This window comes from Alloacidobacterium dinghuense, from assembly GCF_014274465.1.
Lineage (GTDB): Bacteria > Acidobacteriota > Terriglobia > Terriglobales > Acidobacteriaceae > Alloacidobacterium > Alloacidobacterium dinghuense.
In genome coordinates this window covers 3,409,019-3,427,461 of sequence record NZ_CP060394.1, presented here as the reverse complement: position 1 = coordinate 3,427,461, position 18,443 = coordinate 3,409,019, and the positions used below count along the sequence as shown (strand labels likewise).

The 18,443-nt window shown below is 55.4% G+C and carries 15 protein-coding genes and 1 tRNA gene; 9 read left to right on the top strand and 7 right to left on the bottom strand.

Features of this window, described 5'->3' with window-relative positions; genetic code table 11:
- The first annotated feature begins 2 nt into the window (after positions 1–2).
- On the top strand, positions 3–1,280 hold the full coding sequence (larC, locus tag H7849_RS14055; RefSeq protein WP_186740095.1) for a nickel pincer cofactor biosynthesis protein LarC: 1,278 nt from the start codon (positions 3–5) through the stop codon (positions 1,278–1,280).
- Positions 1,277–2,071 carry a nickel pincer cofactor biosynthesis protein LarB gene (gene larB / locus H7849_RS14050; RefSeq protein ID WP_186740093.1) on the top strand — a complete coding sequence of 265 codons (795 nt, stop codon included), beginning with the start codon at positions 1,277–1,279 and terminating at the stop codon, positions 2,069–2,071. Before larC ends, larB begins: the two co-directional genes overlap by 4 nt.
- A gap of 6 nt (positions 2,072–2,077) precedes the next feature.
- On the opposite strand, the gene H7849_RS14045 is transcribed toward larB, so the two are convergent.
- Together H7849_RS14045 and H7849_RS14040 are read right to left on the bottom strand one after the other, a co-directional pair.
- Positions 2,078–3,040 carry a quinone oxidoreductase family protein gene (locus H7849_RS14045; RefSeq protein ID WP_186740091.1) on the bottom strand — a complete coding sequence of 321 codons (963 nt, stop codon included), beginning with the start codon at positions 3,038–3,040 and terminating at the stop codon, positions 2,078–2,080.
- 72 nt (positions 3,041–3,112) lie between these two features.
- Positions 3,113–3,189, bottom strand: a tRNA-Met gene (locus tag H7849_RS14040).
- Between the two features lie 163 nt (positions 3,190–3,352).
- Between H7849_RS14040 and H7849_RS14035 the strand changes: the two genes are divergently transcribed.
- The 4 genes from H7849_RS14035 to H7849_RS14020 all read left to right on the top strand — a co-directional run bounded on the left by H7849_RS14035 (position 3,353) and on the right by H7849_RS14020 (position 6,823).
- Positions 3,353–3,934: a TetR/AcrR family transcriptional regulator gene (locus H7849_RS14035; protein WP_186740089.1), complete on the top strand. Its 582-nt coding sequence runs from the start codon at positions 3,353–3,355 to the stop codon at positions 3,932–3,934.
- Complete coding sequence (locus H7849_RS14030) at positions 3,918–5,360, top strand: apolipoprotein N-acyltransferase (protein WP_186740087.1); 1,443 nt, start codon at positions 3,918–3,920, stop codon at positions 5,358–5,360. The genes H7849_RS14035 and H7849_RS14030 overlap by 17 nt, the downstream gene beginning before the upstream one ends.
- A gap of 27 nt (positions 5,361–5,387) precedes the next feature.
- Positions 5,388–6,119 carry a 3-deoxy-manno-octulosonate cytidylyltransferase gene (gene kdsB, locus H7849_RS14025; RefSeq protein WP_186740085.1) on the top strand — a complete coding sequence of 244 codons (732 nt, stop codon included), beginning with the start codon at positions 5,388–5,390 and terminating at the stop codon, positions 6,117–6,119.
- 92 nt (positions 6,120–6,211) lie between these two features.
- Complete coding sequence (locus tag H7849_RS14020) at positions 6,212–6,823, top strand: FMN-dependent NADH-azoreductase (protein ID WP_186740083.1); 612 nt, start codon at positions 6,212–6,214, stop codon at positions 6,821–6,823.
- Between the two features lie 180 nt (positions 6,824–7,003).
- Here the strand turns inward: H7849_RS14020 and H7849_RS14015 are convergent, their stop codons facing one another.
- From H7849_RS14015 to H7849_RS14005, 3 genes are all read right to left on the bottom strand, one after another.
- Positions 7,004–7,306, bottom strand: a complete 303-nt coding sequence (locus H7849_RS14015) for a fibronectin type III-like domain-contianing protein (RefSeq protein ID WP_186740081.1) — start codon at positions 7,304–7,306, stop codon at positions 7,004–7,006.
- Positions 7,307–7,322: 16 nt separating this feature from the next.
- The gene (locus tag H7849_RS14010) at positions 7,323–8,489 is read right to left on the bottom strand and encodes a M24 family metallopeptidase (protein ID WP_186740079.1); all 1,167 of its coding nucleotides are present in this window, start codon (positions 8,487–8,489) and stop codon (positions 7,323–7,325) included.
- Between the two features lie 460 nt (positions 8,490–8,949).
- Positions 8,950–9,762: a hypothetical protein gene (locus H7849_RS14005; protein WP_186740077.1), complete on the bottom strand. Its 813-nt coding sequence runs from the start codon at positions 9,760–9,762 to the stop codon at positions 8,950–8,952.
- A gap of 679 nt (positions 9,763–10,441) precedes the next feature.
- On the opposite strand from H7849_RS14005, the gene H7849_RS14000 reads away from it, so the two are divergent.
- Together H7849_RS14000 and pgm are read left to right on the top strand one after the other, a co-directional pair.
- Complete coding sequence (locus H7849_RS14000) at positions 10,442–12,928, top strand: glycogen/starch/alpha-glucan phosphorylase (protein ID WP_186740075.1); 2,487 nt, start codon at positions 10,442–10,444, stop codon at positions 12,926–12,928.
- Between the two features lie 147 nt (positions 12,929–13,075).
- The gene (gene pgm / locus H7849_RS13995; protein WP_186740074.1) at positions 13,076–14,740 is read left to right on the top strand and encodes a phosphoglucomutase (alpha-D-glucose-1,6-bisphosphate-dependent); all 1,665 of its coding nucleotides are present in this window, start codon (positions 13,076–13,078) and stop codon (positions 14,738–14,740) included.
- Between the two features lie 30 nt (positions 14,741–14,770).
- Here pgm and H7849_RS13990 read toward each other — a convergent pair whose 3' ends face one another.
- Both H7849_RS13990 and H7849_RS13985 read right to left on the bottom strand, forming a co-directional pair.
- On the bottom strand, positions 14,771–15,895 hold the full coding sequence (locus tag H7849_RS13990) for an NAD(P)/FAD-dependent oxidoreductase (protein WP_186740072.1): 1,125 nt from the start codon (positions 15,893–15,895) through the stop codon (positions 14,771–14,773).
- Entirely contained in the window at positions 15,874–17,124 is a 1,251-nt protein-coding gene (locus H7849_RS13985) for an SAM-dependent methyltransferase (RefSeq protein ID WP_186740070.1), read from the bottom strand. The genes H7849_RS13990 and H7849_RS13985 overlap by 22 nt, the downstream gene beginning before the upstream one ends.
- Before the next feature lie 488 nt (positions 17,125–17,612).
- Between H7849_RS13985 and H7849_RS13980 the strand changes: the two genes are divergently transcribed.
- Positions 17,613–18,440, top strand: a complete 828-nt coding sequence (locus H7849_RS13980) for a DUF4159 domain-containing protein (protein ID WP_186740068.1) — start codon at positions 17,613–17,615, stop codon at positions 18,438–18,440.
- Positions 18,441–18,443: the final 3 nt, after the last annotated feature.

Genomic DNA, 18,443 nt, shown 5'->3' with positions numbered 1-18,443 from the left:
GAATGCGAATTGGTTATCTCGAATGTTTTGCCGGCATCAGCGGAGACATGCTGCTCGGCGCACTCATGGACGTGGGTGTCTCTCAATCTTTGCTCGAAGAAACGGCACGTGCGTTGAACATCGGCGCTAGCCTGAGGTTTTCATCCGTCGATCGCAGCGGCATCGCGGCCACCAAAGTCGATGTGCTCGACGCGGCCAGCGGCGAGATCGCCGAGCATCGCCCGAGTCACGATCATCACCATAGCCATCACGATCACTCACACAGTCACGACCACGATCCTCATCATGAGGACAAGCATGTTCACGGACGCAGTTGGAAACAGATTCGCGAGCTGATCGAAAATGCGCAGCTAGCTCTGGATGCGCGTGCTCTGGCCCTGCGTGCCTTTGAGCTGCTTGCTCAGGCTGAAGCGAAGATTCACAGCGTCCCCGTCGAGACGGTGCACTTTCACGAAGTTGGTGCCGTAGACACGATCACGGATATTGTTTGCGCCGCAGTTGGTCTTTGCTCGCTCGGTCTTGACATGTGGTACGCATCGGCAGTGAATGTCGGCAGTGGATTCGTCCAGTGTGCTCATGGCTTGTTTCCGGTGCCCGCGCCTGCAACCGCGGAACTGTTGAAAGGCATTCCCACCTATTCGGCTGGCATTCAGAAAGAATTGACGACTCCCACCGGCGCCGCAATCCTCAAAGCTCTCGGATGTAGTTTTGTCGATGTTCCGGTGATCACAACGGAAGCGATCGGTTACGGAGCAGGCACGCGCAACCCGAAGGATTTTCCCAACGTCCTGCGCCTCAGTATCGGCGACTCCACGGGCGCCCGGAAAACATCCGGCGAGCGAGTCTCCGTTCTGGAATGCGCGGTAGACGACGCGACTCCGCAATTGCTGGCGCATACGATGGAACGGGTGCTTGAAGAAGGCGCGCTCGACGTGATGTGCGCGCCCGTAGTGATGAAGAAGGGCCGTATGGGCAGCCTGCTTACTGTGCTTTGTCGCCCTGACCGCCGCGAAGCTCTCGAAGAGCTTCTATTGCGAGAAACAACAACGCTTGGCCTGCGCGTACGAGAAGAAGATCGAGTTATCCTGACGCGCCGCTTTGTTGAAGTAGAGACAGCGTACGGCGCCATCCGCGTCAAGATCGGATCGCGCAATGGCGAAGACCTGAACTGGATGCCGGAATACGAGGACTGCGCACGTGCCGCGCGTGAGCACGGCGTTCCGCTGAAGCAGGTGATGCAGAGTGTTCTGTCAGCTGCAGATAAGAAGGTGGAAGCATGACCCGCGACGTGATCCTCGCACTGCTGCAACAGATTGAGCGTGGCAACGTGTCCTCGGCTCAGGCTCTGGAACGGCTATCGCGTCTCCCTTTTGAAGACGCGGGTTTTGCCAAGATCGATCATCACCGCTCGCTGCGCCTTGGCTTGCCTGAAGTCATCTATGCTGCGGGAAAAACTCCCGAGCAAGTAGCCGAAATCTTTGCGCGCATGGCTCACGCTGGCGGAGACGTGATCGCCACACGTGCCAGCATTGCCGCGTGGGATGCGGTAAAGCAGATGGTTCCCCAGGCGGAATATCATACCGACGCGCGCATCATCGGGCTCCGGCAGACAGACGCATTGGCCGACGCCGGCCCCGTTGCCGTTTTGTGCGCAGGTACCAGTGATATTCCAGTCGCAGAAGAAGCCGCAGTCACCGCCACATACCTGGGAGTGAAAGTGGAGCGCGTTTACGACGTGGGTGTTGCTGGATTGCACCGCTTGCTCGCTCAGCGTGAGACGCTCAAAGAAGCACGCGCTGTCATTGTTTGTGCAGGCATGGAAGGAGCGCTTCCGAGTGTCGTCGGCGGGCTGGTGGCGGCTCCTGTCATCGCCGTGCCCACGAGTGTCGGCTACGGTGCTGCGTTCGGAGGGCTGACGGCGCTCCTTGGAATGCTCAATTCATGCGCGCCTAACGTTGCTGTGGTGAATATCGATAACGGCTTCGGTGCAGCCTATGTCGCAGCCATGATGCTGCGTTCCATGCACGCACCTTCGGCGTCAGAGCTCCTGCGAGCTTCTCAAAGTAGCTAAAGAAGTTCAGGGCTGGAAGACAATCCGTGCATCGCGCTCCGGGTTGTTCCACACCGATTCCACGTCACGCAGTGCAATTGTTTTTATGCTGGCCTGGAATGGAGTCTTCGCGGCCACCTGAAAGAACTCACGAACAGCCTGTAGAATCTCATCCATCGACGCGCTGCCGAAACCGCTGCCCAGCAGCTCGATCCCAGAGCTGCGCAGTGTTGCCGCAGGAAGGGAGATGGTCGGCGCGGCGGTATTCCCCACTTGAATAAACCGGATGCGCGATGTGGCGTGTTTCAGCCCCTTTTGCGCGATAGCCGCAAGCACCGCCTCCGCTGGTTGACCCCATAGATAGTCGAGCACGACATCGACGCCATTTTCAGCGATCTCGGTCCGAAATGCGGAGACCAGCGCATCGCGTTCCTGCGTGAGCGAGATGACCGCGTCTGCTCCCAGCGCCTTCAATGCATCGAGCGATTGCGGATTGCGCCCCGCTGCGATCACGCGCCGAGCGCCCAGACGCTTCGCAATCTGCACCGAAAGTTTGCCTGCTATGCCCGTCGCGCCCAGGATCAGCACGCTTTCTCCAGCAGTGAACTTGGCCCTCGCCTTCAGCGCTGCCCAAGACGACATGCCTGGGTTGGCAATTCCGGCGGCGGTTACCTCGTCCAGACCATCCGGCAGCGGAATGCACATCCACTTCGCAGCAGCAGCTTTTTCTGCAAAAGTACCGTAGCGTGGTTTGGTTGTGCCGAAGTAAACGCGCGTGCCATCTTCGAGTCGGCCCGCACCATCGACTCCAGGGATAAATGATAGTTCTCCCGAGCTGCCGTAGTGAGTCCCATTGGCTAGCGCCCGCACGATTGGGTGCAGACCAGCGGCCGCGACTTTCACGATTACGTCACCGTCTCCCGCAACGGGGTCGGCAAAGGTCGTGTAGCGTGGCGGAGCATCGAAAGCGTGGACGACAGCGGCATTCATAGACGTTCTCCCTGAGCCAGAATAATGAACGCGAAAAGCTATTTGAGAAGAATCGAGACTTTAGAAGACTGCTGGTGGCGGCGGGTAGAATCGAACTACCGACCTACGGGTTATGAGTCCGTCGCTCTAACCATCTGAGCTACGCCGCCGGTTTTCAGGTGGGAAACCGCTGAAGTAAAACCACTTCTAATGATACGAACGAATGCTGCCAATGGTCAAACGCGCGTGGCGTTTCATTGGCCCGATTTCAGCCCAAGAAAAATAATAACGTAGCTATACGCCGTATAGGTGTTTGCTATACAGTGTATAGCTATGAAAGCAGCAGCGACTTCAGATCGCATTGCAGAAGAGGCGCTCAGGATTCTTGAGCGCGAAGGCGAAGACGCTGTGAGCATGCGGAGAGTAGCCCAGGCTGTCGGCATTACGCCGATGGCTATCTATCATCACTTTCCCAAGCGGGAAGCGCTGCTCGATTTTGTTGTGGATCGGGAGTTTGAAAAATTCCTGGGATACATGCAGGCGCGCCCGCTGCGTGGATCTGTCGAATCGCGCCTGCTTGGCAGCATGGATTCCTACATCAGTTACGCCTTCGACTGTCCCCGCATTTTCGACTACGTATTTTCGCAACCGCGTCCAAACGCGCGTCGCTATCCCGATGATTTTCGCGCGCGGCGTTCGCCTACTCTCAATCCGATTGCCGATCTCGTGGCGCAGGCCATGGAGTCGGGACTTCTAAAGCGCGATGATGTGTGGGAAATTGCGCTCGAGTTGTGGGCGCACGCTCATGGCTACGTCACCCTTTACCGGGGAGGGCGTTTTCATCTTTCGGAAGCGGAGTTTCGCGCGCTGGTACGCCGTTCGCTCAGGAGATTGATTCATGGCCTTAAAGCTTAGTAATTCCGCCCTTGTCGTTCTTTGCCTCGCAACCTCAGCCGCCCTTTTCTTTCTTGGAACCGGACTTGCGCCTGTCTGGCTATTTACATGGCTTGCCGCCATTCCTGTGCTTTGGATTGCGCCGCGCGTATCAGCCGCAGATGCATTCCTTCTTGCTGTTGCAGCATATGCGTTGGGCGGATTGAATGAATGGAGCTACTCCCGGACCGTGTTGCCAACTCTGCTCGTCGTATGTATTCTCCTGGCGACCGCGTGCCTCTTCGCCATTGCAGTCCTGCTCTTCCGCAGTCGCATCGTTCGAGGAAAACTGTGGCAGGCTGTGCTCATCGTCCCTGCGTTCTGGGTCTCGTGTGAATATCTGATTGCGGTTACTTCCGTCCACGGAACCTTCGGCAATATCAGCTATTCACAGATGAATTTTCTGCCCATTCTGCAGATCGCATCCGTTACTGGTATCTGGGGTATCAGCTTCTGCATCTTCCTGTTTGCCTCTACAGTTGCTGCCATGTGCAGCAGCGGAACTGTTTCGACAAAGATTTCGCTGGTGCTCGCCGTGTTTGTTTTTCTCGCGTGTGTTTTCGGATACGGAATCTGGCGTCTAGCTGCCACTCCCAGGGATTCGGCGACTGTGAAGGTGGCTCTCATCGCTTCTGATGAATCGGCCAACATTCATCCCCAGACCACGGCGCAGGCTGAGGCAATTTTTCAGCGATATGCGGAGCAGATGAAACCTTTAGCGGCACAAGGCGTTCAGATCTTCGTTCTACCCGAGCATAGCGGGCCCGTGACAGATGCGTCCCAGGCAGGATTCGACGCCTTTATGGGGCAGATGGCGAAGCAGACCGATGCTTACGTGGCTGTGGGGATCGACCAAAGTACTTCCAACGCGACATGGAACCAGGAGCGACTCTATTCGCCAAAAGGATCGTTTGTTGCTTCCTATAACAAGCATCACCTGCTGCCCCATTTTGAGGAAGAAACGCCCGGTACAAATCGTGCTGTCGTTACGGACGCGTCCGGTAAATGGGGCATGCAGATCTGCAAGGATATGGATTTCCCGCATTTGAGCCGGCAATATTCTCAGGATGGCATTGGCTTGTTGCTTGTGCCTGCGTGGGATTTCGTGCAAGATGGCTGGCTGCATGGACGGATGGCGGTGCTGCGTGGTGTCGAGAGTGGATTCAGCATCGCGCGTTCGGCGAAGCTTGGCATATTGACAGTTACAGATGATCGTGGCCGCATACTCGCCGAGCGCGACACGCTGGGCGTGCCATTTGCAACCGTGATTGCCACGGTTCCGGTCCGGCATGACGCGACAATCTATTCACGCTTCGGCGACTGGTTTGCCTGGTTGAATCTGGCGCTTCTCCTTGTGCTGTTGGCAATGCCCATGATCGGAACGCGATTCGTTAAACTAAGCTCTTAATCGTCTCAACGACATTGGGAGCATGAAGTGCGTATTTTAGGTGTTATCCCTGCGCGACTCACGTCCACCCGCTTGCCGCGCAAGGTTCTACGCGAAATTGCCGGCGAGCCCATGCTGGCCTGGGTCTATCGTGCAGCCCGTGCCTGCGCGCAACTCGATCAGTTGCTGATCGCGACTGATTCAGAGGAGATCATGAGCTTTGCGCACTCGCGCAACTTTCCTGCAGTCTTTACCCCTGAAGACTGCGCCAGCGGGTCCGATCGCGTCTATGCCGTCGCGCAATCCATCGCGGCAGATGTCTACGTCAACATTCAGGGCGATGAGCCGATGCTTCGGCCTCAGCATCTCGACGCGCTTCTCGAACCGATGACGCGACCTGAAGTGGAAGTAGCCACGCTCTCAACGCCATGCGCTCCGGAATTGATTCACAATCCCAACGCAGTGAAGGTAGTGACTGCCTCTGACGGATGGGCGCTGTATTTCTCACGCGCTGCAATTCCGTTTGATCGCGATGGCGTCGGCGGCATTCCCTATCAAAAGCATCTCGGCATTTACGCTTATCGCAAGTCCGCGCTAGACCGCTTTCCCAAACTCGCTACCAGCAGGTTGGAAGCGATAGAACGCCTGGAGCAATTGCGTTTCCTTGAAAACGGGATCGCCGTATATGTGACCTCAACTCCATTCGACACAATCGGTGTGGATACGGAAGAGGATTTGCAGGCAGCCGAGCAATTTCTGCTAAATCAGCAGGATAAATAATCGCAAAAATCGCTGAATCCTTACATGACTGGGGCCATCTTATTCGTTGTAACGACTATTTGGCGAAAGTCGATAGGAAATAGGAGGCCGTCATGGCAAATCTTCTGGTAGTCGAGTCGAGTCCGCGTTCATCATCCGTTTCTGGTTCTGTAGCAAAGGAATACGTAAACGAGTGGCAGCGTAAACATTCGTCAGGAAAAGTGGTTCGTAGAAATGTCGCCTCGAACCCGGTTCCCTTTGTCACGGAGCAGTGGATTGCCGCTGCCTATACGCCGGTCGAGAACCGCACGGTTGAGCAAAAAGAGGTGCTCTCCGTATCGGACAAGCTGATCGACGAACTCGAAGCTGCGGACACCATCGTCCTTGCGGTGCCGATGCATAACTTTGGCATTAGCGCTCAGCTCAAGGCATGGATCGATCAGGTTGTTCGCGTGGGCCGCACCTTCGCCTACACTGCGCAGGGTCCGCAGGGGTTGCTGGAAGAGAACAAGAAGGTTGTTGTGATTGTGGCGCGCGGTGGCGCCTATAGCGGCGAATCGCCTTATGCTTTTCTTGATCAGCAGGAGCCGTATCTCCGCACCGTGCTCGGATTTGTGGGTCTGAAGAACGTTCAGTTTGTTTATGCAGAGAACCAGGCATTGGGAGCCGAGGCCGCCGAGAAAGGCGTGAAGGCCGGCATCGATGCTGTTCTGGCACTTGCCTGAAATTAAGATGGGCTCCTTTCTGAAGCCGGAGGGACCCGTCTCCGGCTTCTGTTGTTTGCCAACCGTCATTTTCATCGACTGCATATCGGGATAGACGACTCCATCCTTCATCACGAAATCGACTTTTTCCATTACAGAGCTGATCGAGCGGATTGCCCGGTACGGCGACAGTCGCAATTCCTACTGAGAAACCGTGAAGTCTGTGGTGAGCGGTGTATTTGCGGACGAGTCGCCAACGTAAACAGTGAACTGGCCGGGATCGATCCGCCAGTCATTGCTATTGACGTCCCAATAAGCGAGCGCGCGGCGATCCAACGTGAGCGAGACATGCTGCTTCTCGCCGGGATTGAGACGCACCTTTTGATAGCCCTCCAGTTCCTTCACGGGCCGCTTGATTTTGGCAGAAAGATCGCCAACGTAGAGCTGCGCAACTTCGGCCCCGTGAAGGCATGCATGGAAAATCGGTAACCTCCAACTCGGCATGCATGCCGACGCAAGTTCACCGAATCAGAAGATCGGCAGAAGGATACGCGATCCCTTCGATCGTCGTCGTGATTTGCGGAAGCGATGGCGTCAGCGTGAGCACTTCGACTGCTCCATTGTGCAGGAGTGCAGTGTCTTCAACCTTAGCGCCGCGGATGCTCGGATTCCACGCAAGAACCTCAGTCTCGGTCAGTGTTTGTTGACCCTTCGGCGTCGCAATCCATTCGCGCTCCATATATCCTGCCGGGCCTCCCTGGTGATGGAATTGTTCTTCACCCGGAAAACCAACTATGCGATAAGCGTTCTCAGCGACGGCATACAACTCGGCAGAAGTGGCGCCGCTGCGGCTCGCATGCAGCAGCTTTGCATTCACTTCTGCGCAGGCTGCGAAAGCATCCGTGAGTTGCTGTGAAGGCGCGCCGAAGTGCACAAATCGTGTGATCGAAACGGCGAGTCCCCACTTGCGGGCACAAAGATTCAGCATCCCGTAGCGTTCCAGAACTGCTCCGCGTGAAACCGCGTGCTTATATTTGCGAATGCGGTCATCCGCAGCCATCAGCAGCACTGTCGGGAGGATGCCTTCAGCAAGCAGGCGCTGAGCGACATCGGCAGACATCTGATCTTCGGTAATTCCCGGCTCAAGCTCCGCAAGTGCCTCTGCTGTCATCGCCGCGGTGCGCTCCGCAAGCCAGCGGAAACGCTCTACTTCAGCTGCTGTGAGAGGCGCGCGTAATGGTGCCATGTCCACCGGAGTAAGCCCATCTAGCCCGTGATCTGTGCCGATCGCGCCATCACCTGCCAGCCGATGTATTGCGGCCACGCCGTCTTCATGCCAAGGCGTGATCACCGGCTCGTACTCAAGATCACAGAACTCTTCATCTGCCAGCCGTGGAGCCTCGTTATTCGGAGCGAGATAGTACTTGCGGCCTGTGCGCGTCAGCAGCAGGGAAGTAACAGCAGTTTCTCCAGGGATAAGTACCCGTGCTTCGACTTGTCCTGCGGTGATCCATGCAATGTTCTCATTGCACTGCAGGAGAATCGCCGACAACTGAGAGCGATCCAAAACAGCCTCCAGGCGCGACCATTTTTCATTCAGCTCCGAAGCGCGGAGACCGGGCTTGTGAATGGAATGAAGAAGAGCGAGACTGCGCGTTGGAGAGCATACCTGCTGTGGGCTGTTCATGGTTCTCCTTGATGGCTAAATTTATGAAAAATAAATCGATTTTCCTCGATTTCCACCTGTAACTGTACATGGCGTAAGCCACAGCACGCAAAAGCCGTACCTGTCAGAACTGCCGGGATACTTTCTGCAGGGTTCATGTATTTCCACTTATAGAAAAAATGTGGCACACTTAGCACGCTTCAATGTAGATGGCGGTGGACACTCTCAATCCGATTGGATGAAACGTGTACCGGCTTCGACATATATTGGTACTGTTCATGCTCCCCCCTGCTGGCAGCCTCCTTGCCGGCGCAGACAAAACAGAAGACACAACCGAAAGAAGCAGTAAACGTGTACTACAGGCCGTATTATCAGGGATCAGCACTGGTCTATCAGGTTGTGACATATCCATAGAAACAGTGCATCTGGCAGAAATAAGAACAGCCGCCCACTGGGCGGCTGTTCTGTTCATACAGTGGGGTTACTCGCTTGCCCGATGCGGCGGAAGAGTGAGCGAATTCGCCAACTTGAAGCTGACAACCGTTTCCGGCGCGAAGGTGATCTCTCGGTTATTCCCCGTAAGAGCGGCACCCGCAGTCCCGGCACCGGCTCCAGCCAAGGCACCGATCGCAGCGCCTTTGCCGCCACCAGCCAGGCCGCCGATCAGGGCGCCTGCGCCTGCGCCGCCGCCGATGAATCCAGCAGTGCGCTTGCCTTTGCCCGTAGATTGCTGACTATAGACGCTCGTAGTAATCGGATAGCTTACGCCGTGAACAGAGATCGACGAGAGCGTAATGCCGAGGCTGGCCGCGCCTTTGAATTTGCCCGCGGACTTGGCATCGGTCACCGTGCCGCTCACAGGTGAGCCAGCAGGAATCGCTCTCGCCCCGCCAACGGATACCGAATTGGCGAGCGTTCCATTAAACCCTTGTCCCGCCGAACTCTCCTTTGAACTCAACCCGGAGGTGAGCGTCACAGACAAAGTCGTTCCCGCTGGAATCACGATAGGCGGTGGCGGAGGAGGCGGTGGTGGTGGCGCCGGTGCAGGTGCCGGAGCCGCTGCCGGAGCCGCAGCTGGAGCCGAAGCCGGTGCACTCGGCGAAGCCGCAGGCGCCGCTGCCGGAGCCGCGGCCGGCTGGCTTGACGCAGGTGGGTTTGCAGCGGGTTCGCTTGCTGGAGCCGCGGCAGGCTGCGTAGCTGCTGCCTGCTCTTGATCCGAAGACTTCTTGCACCCGGCGAACAGCAATCCTGCCGACAGCAACGTGGTCACCAGAAATAGCTTTTGACGACTCATGATCGGCTACCTTTCATTTCCGTGGATGGGTGGAATCAATACTTGGCCCGAAGATTACCACTCTTCAGCTGCATCTGCACACAAATCGATGTCAGGGATTCCGAGAAGCAGAGGACTCGTGGACAGCATGTCGTCGGTCTGGCGCAGGGCGTGCTAAATCTTGTCAAGTCCAAAAAACTGTGGAAATTATCTAATCAATTGAAACGAAGCCACTTGCAGACAGTCCAAATTGGCGTGTTATGTCCGCTAAATTGGTATCCTGAATATAGGGGATATTTCAAGGAAACACCAAATGGACCCCCCGCTAAGTTGTTGAAAACACTAGAACCAGGTTAAACGATTTAGAATCATTGGCTTGGAGGGGGATGATCCCCCTGTAAATCATTGAAAAATATAGAAGACATCTTCCCGACCGGGGGAGGGGGACAGGCCAAGGAAGCCGCCACACCTGTGCCGCCCGAATCAGGCGATTCAAGCATTGATCTGCCGCGAAAATCTGGCCTTCGATGGACGAATTATGGATGAATTCACGATCCGTTGATTGCTCTGCGGGAGCCGACGCTCTAGCATGAATGATCTGCGAAGTATTCTGCCAGGCTGATACGCGCCCAAGGATCCGCCAACACTGGAAGGCTCTGCCTGGACCACACAGAACGAGGTTCAACAACGAGGTGCAACTATGGAGAAGCTGGCATTTCCGGCACCCATCGTGCAGATTGAGGACGACCGCACGGCCACCAGCGTGGAGGCCTTGAAACGGGCCATTCTGGACAACCTTTACTACATCGTAGGAACAACCCAGGCAAACGCCAGTAATCAGGAATTCTTCGCCGCAGTCGCCTATACGGTTCGCGACCGAATCCTCGCGAGATGGTTCGCGACGTTGGCCTGCTACAAGCAGCAGGATGTCCGCGTTGTGTGTTACCTATCGGCTGAGTTCCTGATGGGACCGCATCTGGCGAATAACCTCCTCAACCTGGATCTTGAAGAACCTATCCGGCAAGCTGTAGCTGAATTGGGCCGTGATCTCGGTGTCATCGAGGAACAGGAGAGCGAACCAGGTCTAGGCAACGGTGGTCTTGGCCGTCTGGCCGCGTGCTATCTCGACTCTATGGCAACGCTCGGCGTTCCTGCCATCGGATATGGAATACGGTACGAATTCGGTATTTTCAGCCAGCAAATCCGCGATGGATGGCAGGTGGAACTCACGGATTATTGGCTCCGATACGGAAATCCGTGGGAAATCCGGCACCCCCATGAAGCCGTCGAAGTGGGCTACGGCGGCCGCACGGAAGGCTGGACGGATTCAACCGGAAGATACCGGGTGCGGTGGGTACCCGCATCGGTAGTCAGGGGCGTTCCATACAACACCCCAATAGTGGGGTACCGGTCGGGCATAGCAAACGACCTGCGGTTATGGAGATCCGAATCGACTGAATCTTTCTATTTCGATCGCTTCAACAGCGGCGATTATCAGGGAGCTGTTGCAGGCAAGACCTTTGCTGAAAACATCTCGAAAGTCCTGTATCCAAATGACGAAGAAATTCAGGGCAAAGAGCTTCGTCTCCAGCAACAGTATTTTTTCACCTCGTGTGCCCTGCAGGACATGATCCGGCTGCACCTGCGTGCTGGCCGGCAAATCGACACCTTCCACGAAAAATGGGCGATCCAGCTGAATGACACACACCCGTCCATCGGCGTCGCGGAACTCATGCGCCTGTTGGTCGATGAGCATGGTCTCGATTGGGAGAAGGCATGGGAAATCACTTCCAACACATTCAGCTATACCAATCACACGCTCCTTCCTGAAGCTCTGGAACGCTGGCCTCGGCCGATGTTCGCCTCGATTCTTCCGCGGCACCTTGAGATCATCAACGAAATCAACGCGCGCTTCTTGTCGGAGGTCCGCAAGCATTTCGATGGGGATGAGGCGAGGGTCTCAAGGATGTCGATCATCGATGAACATGGCGAGAAGTTTGTGCGCATGGCGAATCTGGCTTGTGTGGGAAGCTATCGCGTCAACGGCGTTGCGGCGTTGCATACTGAATTGTTGAAGAAAGAAGTCCTTCGTGACTTCTATGAATTGTGGCCCGAGAAATTCATCAACGTAACGAATGGTGTGACGCCGCGGAGATGGCTCGCTGTGAGCAACCCGGAGCAATCGGCTCTGATGACGCGACGGGTAGGAAATGGATGGCTCAACAACCTCGATGAGTTGAAACAGCTTGAAGGGCTCGCCGAAGACGCTGCTTTTCGCGCGGAATGGCGCAGAGTGCAGCACGATGTGAAGGTTCGATTGACGAATTACATATTAGAAGCGACAGGGATTTCTGTAGATCCCAGCTCAATGTTTGACGTCCTCGTCAAGAGAATCCATGAGTACAAGAGGCAGCATCTGAAGGTCCTACACATCCTCACGCTCTATTTCCGGCTGAAGCGAAAACCGAACCTGGAGATGGCTCCGCGTACGTTCTTGTTTGGCGGAAAGGCGGCACCTGGCTACGCCATGGCCAAGCTGATCATCAAACTCATCAACTCCGTCGCCGAAGTCGTCAACACCGACCCGGATGTGAAGCATCGTCTGAAGGTAGTCTTTCTTCCTGACTATGACGTTTCGCTCGGACAGAAGGTGTATCCAGCCGCGGATCTTAGCGAGCAGATATCCACTGCCGGCAAAGAGGCTTCAGGCACCGGGAATATGAAGTTCGCCATGAATGGAGCGCTCACGATAGGAACGCTCGATGGAGCCAACATCGAAATCAGAGATGCTGTGGGCCATGAGAACTTCTTCCTGTTTGGTCTTACGGCAGATCAAGTGCAATCCACGCTGGCACAAGGGTATCGTCCGCGGGCAATCTATGAATCCAACCCCTTCCTTCGAGAAGTGATCGACAGCATTTCGTCGGGGCAGTTCTCTCACCGAGATCAAAACCTCTTCCGGCCGCTTCTCGATCAGTTGCTCAACAGCGATCCATATCTTCTCTTTGCTGATTATCAGTCGTACATCGATTGTCAGGACCGAGTGACGGAAATCTATCGGGACCAGGAGCAGTGGTCCAGGATGGCGATCCTGAATGCTGCAAGGATGGGAAAGTTTTCCTCCGATCGCTCCATTCGCGAGTACAGTGAGAACATTTGGCGAGTAGCAGCAATTACTCTTTGCTAGAGATATTGGCATATAGCCAACCACCAGGATGCCAACTCCATTCTTAGGGAGTTGATGTGCGAGGGCTGGCTGTGGCACGCAGGAAGTCGGATGTGTTTATATTCTTCCTGAGAAGGCGCAGCTCAGTATCGCCTGTCAGGAGGTTCCATGGTAAGCGAAGCAAAAGTGCAATCGCGTATTTCTCCGCTGGCCGGGCATCCAGCCCCGAAAGAGATGCTGATCGATGTCGACGATCTTAAGCGAGAGTACCTGGAGCGGCGCCCTGATCTGAGTGATTCCACCCAGATGGTGAGTTTCGGAACCAGCGGCCACAGAGGCACCCCGAAGCGCGGAACTTTTACCGAAGCTCATATTCTGGCCATTACGCAGGCTATTTGCGATTACAGGCGCATGCAGGGAACGGATGGGCCACTCTTCATGGGCAAGGATACGCATGCACTCTCAGCGCCCGCGCAGATTACTGCTCTTGAAGTGCTGGCCGCGAACGGCGTCGAGACTGTCATTCAGCAGAACGATGGCGTTACCCCGACACCGATCGTTTCGCACGCCATCCTTGTCTACAACCGGGGCCGCAAAGACCATCTAGCGGATGGCATTGTCATCACGCCCTCACATAATCCTCCGGAGGATGGCGGCTTCAAATACAACCCAACGAACGGCGGTCCAGCGGATACTGATGTCACGCGCTGGGTGGAACAACGGGCGAACGATTCGCTGCGGGCGAACAATGCCGACGTTAAGCGCATGCCCTATTCAAAGGCGATCAAAGCCGCGAACACGCACGAGCAAGACTTTGCTCTGCCTTATGTCAAAGATCTGAAAAATACTGTCGATATGGACGCGATTAAACATGCTGGCCTGAAGTTGGGAGTAGACCCGCTGGGCGGCGCGTTCGCGCCTTATTGGGAGCAGGTCAACTCGGTTTATGGTTTGGAGATCCAGGTTGTGAATCCGATCATTGACCCCACGTTCTCGTTCATGACGGTTGATCATGATGGCAAGATTCGCATGGACTGCTCAAGCCCGTACGCCATGGCGAGCCTTCTGCGATTGAAGGATCAATATCAGGTCGCCTTTGCCAATGATCCTGACTCGGATCGGCATGGCATTGTCACGCCATCCGCTGGCCTGATGAACCCAAACCACTATCTCGCAGTTGCCATCCAGTATTTGTTGACGCATCGACCACAGTGGCCGACCCATACAGTTGTCGGCAAAACAGTGGTCAGCAGCAGCATGATTGACCGAGTGGTGAGCAGCCTGGGCAGGCAACTTTCAGAGACCCCGGTGGGCTTCAAATGGTTTGTTGCAGGCTTGTTCGATGGGTCATTCTGTTTCGGTGGGGAAGAGAGCGCTGGCGCAAGTTTACTGCGGCGGGATGGCACGGTATGGACAACAGACAAGGATGGTCCCATCATGGACTTGGTGGCGGCGGAAATCACTGCCGTCACCGGAAAAGACCCCGGCCAGCACTTCTCCGAGTTGGTGGAGAAGTTCGGTATGCCCTACTACACGCGTATCGACGCGCCAGCCAGCCCGGAGCAAAAGGCAAAGCTCAGCAAACTATCTGCTGACTCGGTCAAGGAATCACACATGGCAGGAGAGCGAATTACCGGTAAATTGACGAATGCTCCAGGCAATAACGCTCCCATCGGTGGCTTGAAGGTTGTTGCCGAAAATGGCTGGTTCGCAGCGCGGCCCTCCGGAACCGAGAATCTTTACAAGATCTATGCGGAGAGCTTCAGAGATGAAGCTCACCTCCAGAGCATCGTAGATGAGGCGCAGCAGATCGTAACGAACGCGCTTGCCTGATATTGGCACGTCCGTTGGTGTTTCGCGCTCTCAGGCGTCGAGGGCAGGCTCGTGAGTGTGCAGAAACCAGCGATCCAGGACGATGCGTCGTGAAAACCAGTGAGTCCTCAGCAGTGATCCTGCGATTGACTGCATGAATCGTGGTGGTAACTTCCGGCCGATAAGCGTAGACCAGTCCGATCGTGACTCGCCGAATCGAGAGTTCAACATTTCTCGGTAGCGTTCGAGTCGGGAACGTGTATATTCCCCTTCGGCGGCGAGGATGGTGTCAGCCGCCAGTAAGCCGGATTCAATCGCCGGGCGGATTCCTTCACCGCTCTGCGAGTATGCCAGGCCGGCAGCATCTCCGATCAACAGAACTCCATCGCTGACAACGGGACGTTTTGTTTCGCGAAAGATGAGATAGGCGTGACCGCGCATTGCGGCAGGAAGAGCAAAAGCCACTTTGCCTGATTCCTTCAGCCAGCGCAGAAAGTCGGAGACATGACCGGGTAAGGAGTGGGCATCAAGCCTGCCCAAACCAATATTGAGAAAATTTTCCTTGCGAAAACACCACCCATAGCCCTTCATGTCCGAACAGAAGTAGAGTTCCGGAGCTTCACCGCGAATCGAACATGATTTCGCCTGCTCTGGATCCATCTCGAATTCGATTTCCTGCGCGGCGACCGCAGTTTCGTCGCGAGCCTTTGTACCCAGCAATCGGGCGACCGGGCAGAAATGTCCGCCTGCGCCTATCAGGAGCCGTGCGCGAATCGCGCCGTTTACGATCCAGGAGTCACCTGAGCGTTCCATGCTTGTCAACGGTGTTCCCAGAATGAGTCGCGTTCCGCAGCGACGCAGCAGATAGTCATCAAATTCAACTCGTCGAATTCCATAGCTGACCGGACGGCCATAGTCTGTTTCAACTTCCGTGTCGCCCATTCGGCTGGTCCGAAAGCGGGTAATGAGCTGCAAGACACGTCCACTTGCGTACTCAGTCAGATCAATTTCAAGCTCCCGGATCACTGCGGGCGTGATCCAGCCGCCGCACACTTTGTCGCGTGGAAATGCACTCTTATCGAGAATGATGGTATCGAGGCCAGCCTCATGCAGGCGCTTGGCGCAGGAAGATCCTGCAGGGCCGCCACCCACAATCAAGACCTGGCAGGAGTCCATTGAGATTCGTTCTCCAAGCGTGCGGACTCGGTGTACAAGTAGGCCCGGGTCCAGGGAATCTGCCGGCATGCTGAACCAGCGAAAACGACCTGGAACAGTTGCAGCATCCCAGTGCGGAAACTTGCAATGGAGCCGGCGAGATAGAGCCGCCAGGCACGAACGAATTCAGGTCCGAACATGGAAGACACACTCTCGACCGAGCGTTCGTACCGAGCCAGCCAGTGTTCGAGCGTTTTGGCGTAGTGAAGTCGGAGGTTCTCGACGTCGAGTACCGAGTAATTCTGCCGTTCAAAGATTTCGAGCGCCTCCCGCAGTGCTGGCACGTAAGCACCTGGAAAGATGCGTTTGCGAATCCAGGTACTGAATGGCGCTGGCCGATTGCGCCCTATGAAATGCATGAGACCTCGTCCGGAGTTACCGATTGTGCGTTGAAGGACCCTTCCCAGTTCTCCATAGTGTTCGCGTCCGATGTGCTCCAACATGCCGACCGAGACAAAAGCGTCAAATCTTCCGGAAATATTCCGGTAGTCGTCCTCAACGAACGTAACCTGATCCGTTAGACCTTCTCGTCGTGCTTGCGCACGTGCATATTGAATTTGTTCATGGGAAATATTGAACGCCTGCACGCTAACGCCGTAATGTCTTGCCATGTGCAGTGCGAGTGCGCCCCAGCCGCAGCCCGCATCCACAACTCTCTCACCCGGCTGAAGCCGCAATTTCCGGCAGACGTGTTCGAGCTTTGCCTTCTGTGCCTCTTCGAGGGTTGCAGAATGAGTTGGAAAATATGCGCAGGTATAAACCAGGTGCGAATCCAGCCACAGCTTGTAGAAGTCGGTATTCAGGTCGTAGTGATGATGAATGTTAGCTGCCGATCCTCCCCGAGTGTTGCCCTGCATGTGCTGCAGCCAATTGGAAAAGAGGCGACCATACCAGCTTCGTTTTCCGCTTGAGCGCATGGATCTGAAGACTTGTTCCAAGATGTTGACGAGATTGCCGTTTATTTCGATTCGGCCCTGCATGTATCCGTCGCCGAAGCCAAGCTCGGGATCGAGCACCATATGCGCGAGCGTTCGTCGGTCTCGAATGACAACGCTCTCATTCTTCGTCGGATCCGGAGGGCCAATCTTCTCTTGGTCGAATTCCAGTTGAATGGGCGCCTGACCAATCAAGCCCTGAATTCTTCTTAGTAGGCGATTTTCCAGCGTACTTTCGCGTTCAGCGGTAGACACGGTGGACAACTCCTGGATGAAATAGTAGTCATCTTCTCGATTGCATCATTGTGTCAGCCATTATGGAGCAGATTTAAGCTCCAATGGAATTAGCCTCCGAGCAGCCAGGAACTACGCACTCATCGCGCTATGGTCCTGATGGATTGCTATCTTATTCGATTTCGAGTCTGAATGACCATTCACTGTAAGAGGTGACCCAAGCCCGGCAGAGCAGAGATACGAAGACGGCGATTTCGATTGTGAGGTGGAATGTGAATAAGAGGATTCGGCCACATTGACCGATGATCCGTTTTTTGCGCCTTCTGGTGTTTGTCCGCATGAAGTTTTTTTCTGCGCCGGGCTCGCAGGGGCGGACCTTCTTTGGAAGATTTGAGTCTAAAGAAATGCGGTAGTTCGTGGAACGAAATAGACCGCTTTTGTATAGTTGCACCTGATCTGGGTGAGTGTTAAACAGGAACGGCCTCGATAAAATTCCACTGCAACATGCTATGAAGAACCTCAGGATACTTGCGGGACCTCTGATCTTCGCCGCTATTGTGATCAGCGCGGTTTTCGCTCAGCGGGCGTTCCGCGAGTATCCTTCGGTTGAATACGGTTTAGAGATACCGCTACCCGCAGACTGGAGCAAGCCTGGGGAGTGGACTTTTGCACGGCTGATGTTTCCTCCGGGTCCGCTGGACGGGTATCGCGGCCGGTTCGACGGACCATGGCAGCAGGGGCTCTCTCTCTGGACGCAGGATTACCCGCGTGCCGACCGCGCACTTGCGAACGCTGTCCGGCGGTTAACGCGCGTGGATGCGCGGTCAGTGGAGCAGCCGGTGAATCTGGACGATGGCGACGAGGTCTACAACTGGCCATTTCTTTATGCAGTTCAAGTGGGCGAATGGGGGCTGACCGAAGCCCAGGCAAAGAAGCTCCGTGACTACCTGCTGCGCGGCGGCTTTTTAATGGCTGACGACTGCCATGGTTCACAGGAGCAAGCCTATTTCGACAAAACCATGAAGATGGTTTTTCCTGATCGGGAGCTGGTGGACATTCCGAACGACGATCCAATCTTTCACACGCTCTTCGATCTGGACGATCGCTACCAGATTCCAGGTGCAGAGCACCTGGTCACAGGACACAAGAAGGATGGTTATGTCGCTCGCTGGAAGGGAATCTATGATGACAAAGGGCGCATCATGGTCGCCTTTTCGCTCAACTCCGATCTTGGTGATTCATGGGAGTTCCTGGACGATCCGCGTTATCCGGTCAAGTATTCTGCTCTCGGTACGAAGATCGGTGTGAACTATGTTCTTTATGCAATGACCCACTGATGT